Source organism: Clavibacter tessellarius (genome assembly GCF_001618005.1).
In the GTDB taxonomy this organism is placed as follows: domain Bacteria; phylum Actinomycetota; class Actinomycetes; order Actinomycetales; family Microbacteriaceae; genus Clavibacter; species Clavibacter tessellarius_A.
Map to the genome: position 1 here is coordinate 1 of NZ_LQXA01000010.1, position 5974 is coordinate 5974.

Consider the following 5974-nt stretch of genomic DNA (forward strand, 5'->3'; position numbering starts at 1 on the left):
TCGCGCCCCCGCCCGGCGCGCGAACCACGCCCGCCGCGCGAACCACGCCCGCCGCGTGGACGCCGCTCCCGGTGAGGTGGCCGCGTGACCGCCGCCCCCCGTCGCCGCGACGCCCGTCGCCGCGCGCCGCGCACGCCGATCCTCCGTCGCCTCCTCGCGGGCGGCCTCCGCGCCCTCCCCGCCCTCCGCCGCCTCTCCGGCCCGACCGGCCTCCGCCGCCCCGCGCTCGTCGCCGCGGGGGTCGCCGTCGCGCTCGTCGCCGGTGCCGTCACGCCCCCGGTCGTCCCGTCGGAGGCCGCCTGGCGCGACGCCGAGTGGATGAAGTCGCGCGTCGCGACGGAGAACCTCACCTGCGGCACCAGCACCGGCTTCACGACCACCGCGTCCGCGCGCTTCCTCCGCGGCAGCCTGATCGGCACGAACCTCGACGCGGCCGGGAGCCTCGCCGGCCTCTCCGCCGTCGACGACGCGCGCCCGGGATCGCAGCCCACGCCCGCGAGCGCGCCGAGCCCGGCCACCGGCGTGTACGTCAACCCGCTCGTCGCGCAGGCCCTCGGCACCACCGCGACGCTCGACCTCACGGGCCTGAACGCGGGCCTCCCCGCCGGATCCGCGGGTGCGCTCAACCAGTACGTGCGGGTCACCGAGACCGGCACGTCCGCCGCCGCGAGCGGCCTCGTCTCGAACTCGGGCGCCGTCGGCGTCACCGGGACCCCCACGTCCCCCGCCCTGCCCGGCCGCGCGACCATTGACCTCGACCGGGTGCTCGCGAGCGTCAACGCGACCACCGGCACCTCGGCCCTCACCACCACCCGGCTCGCGCTCGGCGCCGTCGCCTCCAGCTCGGTCCTCGACTGGTGCAGCGGGCGCCGGAACGCGGTGTGGGGGAACGGATCCCTGCCCGGCTCGACCCGGCAGTACGGCATCGCGGGTCTCGAGCTCACCGCCGTGAGCCCGGCCGTCCGCGGCATCACCGGCACGACGACCACCGCCGCGACCACCGGCGTCACGGCCGCGGCCGCGCTGCTCACCAGCGGCTCCTCCACGACGACGCCCACGGGCGCGATCGCGGACGCCATCCGCAGCACGATCCTCTCCACGCTCGGCGGCATCGGCGGCACCCTCGGCCTCACGGCGCTGACGGGCACGGTCAGCGTGACGGGCGTCGACGCGGCGGCCACGGCGGTCGCGCCCCTGCTCACGGCCCCGCTGCGGAGCGCCGACGGCAGCGTGGCCGTCGACCTCGCGACCGGCACCGTGACCGTCGACCTCGCCTACTTCCTCGGCAGGGGCCCGAACGGGCTCAACGGGAAGGCGCCGAACACGGAGATCCTCGTCGACGCGGCGACGCTGAGCACGGTGGCCGCGAGCGTGGGCGCGCTGATCGACCAGCGCAGCGCCGACATCCGCGCCGCCATGACGGCCGCGCTCCAGAAGGTCACCGTCGTCGTCGACGTGAGCGCGAACGTGACCCTGCAGCCGCTCCTCGGCAGCCCGATCCCGGTCCTCGCGCTGCGGTCGCAGTTCTCGGGTACCCTCGCGGACCTCGTCGCGGGCAAGCAGTTCACGGTCACGGCGACCGCCCTCAACCTCGGGACCCTGAACTCGGTCGTGGCGGGGCTGCTCTCGGCGCTCGGCCTGGGATCCGTCGCCGCGCTCGGCGACCGCCTCGTGGCCTCGCTCACCACCGGGCTCGTCGCGCCCGTGCGGAACGCCGTCAGCACGGGCCTCGCGGTGCCGGTCACGAACCTCGGGACGAACCTCGCCGCCGTCTCCGCCGGCGCCGCCACGGGCGTCGCGTCGCTCGTGAACGCGCTGCCCCGGGTCCTGTCGCTGCAGGTCAACGTGCAGCCGGATCAGCCCGGGGCGCCCGCCGGATCCACCTTCCTCCCCGCCATCGGCCGGAGCACGAGCGCGGAGTACACGGTCACGGCGCTGCGGCTCGGGCTGCGGGTCGCGGACGCGGTGACGGGCACGCCGTTCTCGGTCACCGAGCTCGCCACCTCCACGGCCGGGCGCAACGCGTACCGGACCCCCTGATCCGGGTCGGTTAGGGTTCCCTTCGTGAATCCCCCGTCCGCCGGTGCAGACCGAGCTCCCGCCGCGGACGAGCGCGAGGCCGCCGTGTCCGCCGTCGCCGCCGAGCTCGCCGGCCTCCTCATGTCCATCCGCTCCCTCCGCATCGAGGAGGCGGCCCTGTTCCACCCCGGCCTCCAGCCCGGCGCCTTCGCGGTCGCGAGGTGGCTGCGCACGGACGGACCGGCGTCCGCGGGCGCCGTCGCGACCGGCCTCCTCATGGACAAGAGCTCCGTCAGCCGGCACCTCCGGGTGCTGCGCGAGGAGGGCTACGTGCAGGACGAGCCGGATCCCGCGGACCGCCGCTCCACCATCCTCAGCCTCACGCCGCGCGCCGAGGAGCGCCTCGAGCAGGTGCGCGCCAGCACCCGCGGCCGGCTGCAGAACCGGCTGCACGCGTGGGACACGGACGACGTCGAGCGCCTCGCCGAGGCCCTGCACCGCTTCAACCAGTCGCCGCGCGACCGGCCCGCGGAGGACTGACGCGGCGGGACTCCTCCTTCGTTCTTCTCCTGAGAGGCGGGACGCTGCTGCCACGCGGACGAAGCTCAACCTTTGCTGCATCGACGTCCGGAGCTCGTCACATCCGATGCGGAGACTGATTCAGGGCCACCGAATCGACTCTGAGATGCACCTGCGTCGAGACGTTCGTGCCGCGCGTTGTCCTCATATTCGGGGACGCGGGGCGTTCTGGATCGTAGTCCGAGCACCCGTTTTGTCAAACAAACGGTGATGTGTTGTGCGCAGGTCACATGAGTGCTGTCATGGATCCACGCCATCACGCGACGGGGGTTCGTTTTGACATTCAGATCCAGGGTTTCCACGGTGATCGCCGCCGTGACGTTGAGCGCTTTGCTCGGGGGCTGCACCGGCACGTCCTCCGGAGGTGTCGACACGAGCACGTCACCCTCAGCACATGGCGACAGCGCGGAGAGCACGCCGCCGCTCGAGGCTCAAGCGGTCCGAGATCCATTGGATCGGGTCACCACGAGGGGGTCCGGGAGCTTCGTCGCCGACACCGTCCAGCCCCTTCTCCACCAGGAGGGTGCAGGGCCTCAGAAGTTCACGATCGACAGGCCAGAAGGTGGCGGCGCGCAGATCACCTTTTACGTCGCCTGCTCTGCGGGGGACTTCACCGTGACCGTCGGAACGTTCTACTCGGGAGCGTGCACTCCTGACTTCCAGAGCAACGGGAGCATTCCGGTCCCTGAAGGGGAGGGACCTCTGGTCGTGGATCTCGACGTCGGACCCGACGTTCGATACTGGATCTTGGCGATACCGCGACAGCAGTGACAGTCACTGCGTCGAAATAGGGGGAAAAATGAAGAAAGCAATCGGGGCATTGGCACTCACTGCGCTATTCATCGCCGTCTCAGGCTCGTCGGCTTCGGCAGCGCCTGTGTCGTCGAAGGATGATGGCCAGGTGAGGCCGAATGCCGAGTGCTCGGGGAGCAACATCGTCTACAAGACCACCGGGGTGTCCTCGGTATTCACTCAAGCGCCGGGTTCCATGAGCTCTGTCACGGGCGGGCCGGGTGTGACGTTGCAGATCGATACGACAGTCTCGTTCGAGGTCTCCGGCAGTATCAACGCCACCACGAGCGTGTCGCTGAGCAGCGTCGTGGCCAGCGTCCAGCAGGACGTCGGCGTCACGATCGGCGTCAGCAAGACCGGCACGACGACGAACGGAGGTTCGTGGACCGTCCCGAGCGACTACGTACTCGGACGGCTCGCCCTGGGGGCCGTCAAGTACAGCGGGACGACGACGCAGTACTTGGAGAACTCCGGGTGCAATCTCATCAAGCAGGGCGAATCAGCAGCCTTCGATGCTCCGGCTCAGGAATGGAGCTTCCAGACGTCCCGCGTTCAGTGACGTCATCCTGATCACGAACGCTCCTCGCATCGTATTCGTGATGCGAGGAGTGTTCGTGCGAGCGAGGCGAGACGGCTGATCAGCGACTGAAGTGGGACTCGCGCCTCATACCTCCGTCCTCGACCACGTCCACCGGGGGAGTGCGGACGAGGGAGGGCGGTTGCCGCGGGCGGCACGGGAGCGTGTGTCCGTCACCCCGCCTGGTGCACCGCGTAGCTCGCGACGAAGCCGAGCACGGTCACGAGCCCGGTGAGGGCCTGCGCCTTGCGGAACGCCTCGGGGATCATCGTGTCGCAGATCATCGCGAGGATCGCGCCGGCCGCGAACGCCATCACGACCGACTGCCCGCTCTCCGGCAGGCCGCCGAGCAGCGCGTAGCCGCCGAGGGACGAGAGCGCGCAGACGACGGCGATGGAGATCCAGAGGCCGAACACGTAGCGCGCGCTCCGGCCGCTCTCCTTGAGGTCGGCCGTGCTCGACATGCCCTCGGGGAAGTTCGAGATCACGACCGCCACCAGCACGCCGATGCTCAGCGCCCCGCCGCCCGTGAGGCTGAGCCCCTGCACGGCCGTCTCGGGCACGCCGTCGAGGAGGGCGCCGAGCGCGATCCCCACGCCGGTGCCGCCCCCACCGGTCGACTTCCCGTGGTGCTTCCGCCGGAACCCGCCGTGCTCGAGGATCTGGTCGAGCACCACGTAGACCACCGCGCCCGCGACGAAGCCGCCGAGCGTGGGGATCACGCCGCCGCTCCCCGCCGCCTCGTCGACCAGGTCGAACGACAGCGCCGAGATCAGCACGCCGGCGCCGAACGCCATCACGAGCGCGACGACCTCGCGCGGCACCTTCACGAACCACGCGACGAGGGATCCGACGACGAGCGACAGCCCGGACAGCAGGCCGGCGAGCCCGGCGAGGAGGAGAGGCGACATGCCTCCGAGGATGCTCCTCGCACGCGGTCGTCGTCAGGTCGGGCGCCCTAGTCCGATCACCGCCCCGTCGACACCCCCGCGTCCCGCAGCGCCAGGTCGGCGAGCTGGCGCACCACGCGCGGGTCGCCTGCGCGCCAGGCGGCGACCGGATCCGGGTGCGCCTTCAGCAGCGACGCCGGCTTCCGCGACGCGAGCGCCCGCAGCGCGAGCAGCTCGGTGCCGCCGGGCGTCGCGGCGAGCGAGCGGGCGGCGGCCGCGCGACGCACGAACGCGATGCGGCGCAGCAGCCAGTGCCGCACGATGAACGCGATGGGCACGAGCGCCACGAGCAGGCCCAGCACGAGCGCGACGGTGCCGACGAGCGACTGCTGGTCGCGTCCGGCTTGCACGAGGCCCGCGCCGATGCCGCTCGCGTCCTCGAAGGGCCCGCGCGCGGCGTCGCCCACGAGCGGTAGGCGGCCGAGGGCGTCGGCGGCGTCGGCCATGGATCCGCTCAGCTGCGTGCCCGACCGCTCCATGCTGCGGCCGAGGTCGCCGAGCGGGCGGATGAGCGCGGCCACCGCGATCCCGGCCAGCACCGACACGACGATGCTCGCGAGCGCCGCGGTGTCGGCCGCGATCTGCCGGGCGCGGACGAGGGGGAGCGCGGAGTAGAGCTGCATGGGTCCAGCCTGGACCCGCCGAGGGGCCGCGCGTCAGCTCGCCGGGCCGTCGAGCGCGTCGAGCTCCCGCAGCGCCTCGCGCGCCCGCTCGAGGCGGGCGTCCTCCGGCTCGTCCCACCAGCGCGGGCCGCGCTCGCCGAGGCCGTGCTTCGCGAGGCCGACCCGCTCGCGGGCCTTCGCCACCGCATCGCCGTCGCCGCGACGCTTCGCCGCGCCCACGCCAGACCGGCCGCGCCCCAGGTGCGACTTCAGCGCCTCCACGACGTCGTCCGGCAGCGACGGATCCGTTCGCGGCCACCGCCGCCCGCCCACGACCAGCCAGCGCTCCGCATCGGTTGCGTCGTCGCCGGACCCGTGGCCCGTGTCGTCGGGATCCGCGGGCTCGCTCATCCCCCGACGCTAGCCCCGCCGGATCCCGCTGCCCCCCCCCCCGC

General features: G+C 72.7%; 6 protein-coding genes. 3 read left to right on the top strand and 3 right to left on the bottom strand.

The features are described 5' to 3' along the window. Nucleotides 1-84 precede the first annotated feature (84 nt). The 3 genes from AWH51_RS02115 to AWH51_RS02130 all read left to right on the top strand — a co-directional run bounded on the left by AWH51_RS02115 (nucleotide 85) and on the right by AWH51_RS02130 (nucleotide 3949). On the top strand, nucleotides 85-2040 hold the full coding sequence (locus AWH51_RS02115) for a choice-of-anchor G family protein (protein WP_063070492.1): 1956 nt from the start codon (nucleotides 85-87) through the stop codon (nucleotides 2038-2040). Nucleotides 2041-2064: 24 nt separating this feature from the next. Next, nucleotides 2065-2559: a MarR family winged helix-turn-helix transcriptional regulator gene (locus AWH51_RS02120; RefSeq protein ID WP_063070493.1), complete on the top strand. Its 495-nt coding sequence runs from the start codon at nucleotides 2065-2067 to the stop codon at nucleotides 2557-2559. Nucleotides 2560-3397: 838 nt separating this feature from the next. Continuing rightward, entirely contained in the window at nucleotides 3398-3949 is a 552-nt protein-coding gene (locus AWH51_RS02130; protein ID WP_131798093.1) for a hypothetical protein, read from the top strand. Nucleotides 3950-4140: 191 nt separating this feature from the next. Here AWH51_RS02130 and AWH51_RS02135 read toward each other — a convergent pair whose 3' ends face one another. From AWH51_RS02135 to AWH51_RS02145, 3 genes are read right to left on the bottom strand one after another with little or no spacing between them, the layout of a single operon-like run. Next, complete coding sequence (locus tag AWH51_RS02135) at nucleotides 4141-4878, bottom strand: ZIP family metal transporter (protein ID WP_063070496.1); 738 nt, start codon at nucleotides 4876-4878, stop codon at nucleotides 4141-4143. A 56-nt stretch (nucleotides 4879-4934) separates the two neighbouring features. Beyond that, the gene (locus AWH51_RS02140) at nucleotides 4935-5540 is read right to left on the bottom strand and encodes a hypothetical protein (RefSeq protein ID WP_063070497.1); all 606 of its coding nucleotides are present in this window, start codon (nucleotides 5538-5540) and stop codon (nucleotides 4935-4937) included. Between the two features lie 33 nt (nucleotides 5541-5573). Continuing rightward, a complete protein-coding gene (locus AWH51_RS02145; RefSeq protein WP_063070498.1) occupies nucleotides 5574-5930 on the bottom strand; it encodes a hypothetical protein in 357 nt (118 codons plus the stop codon). Nucleotides 5931-5974 lie beyond the last annotated feature (44 nt).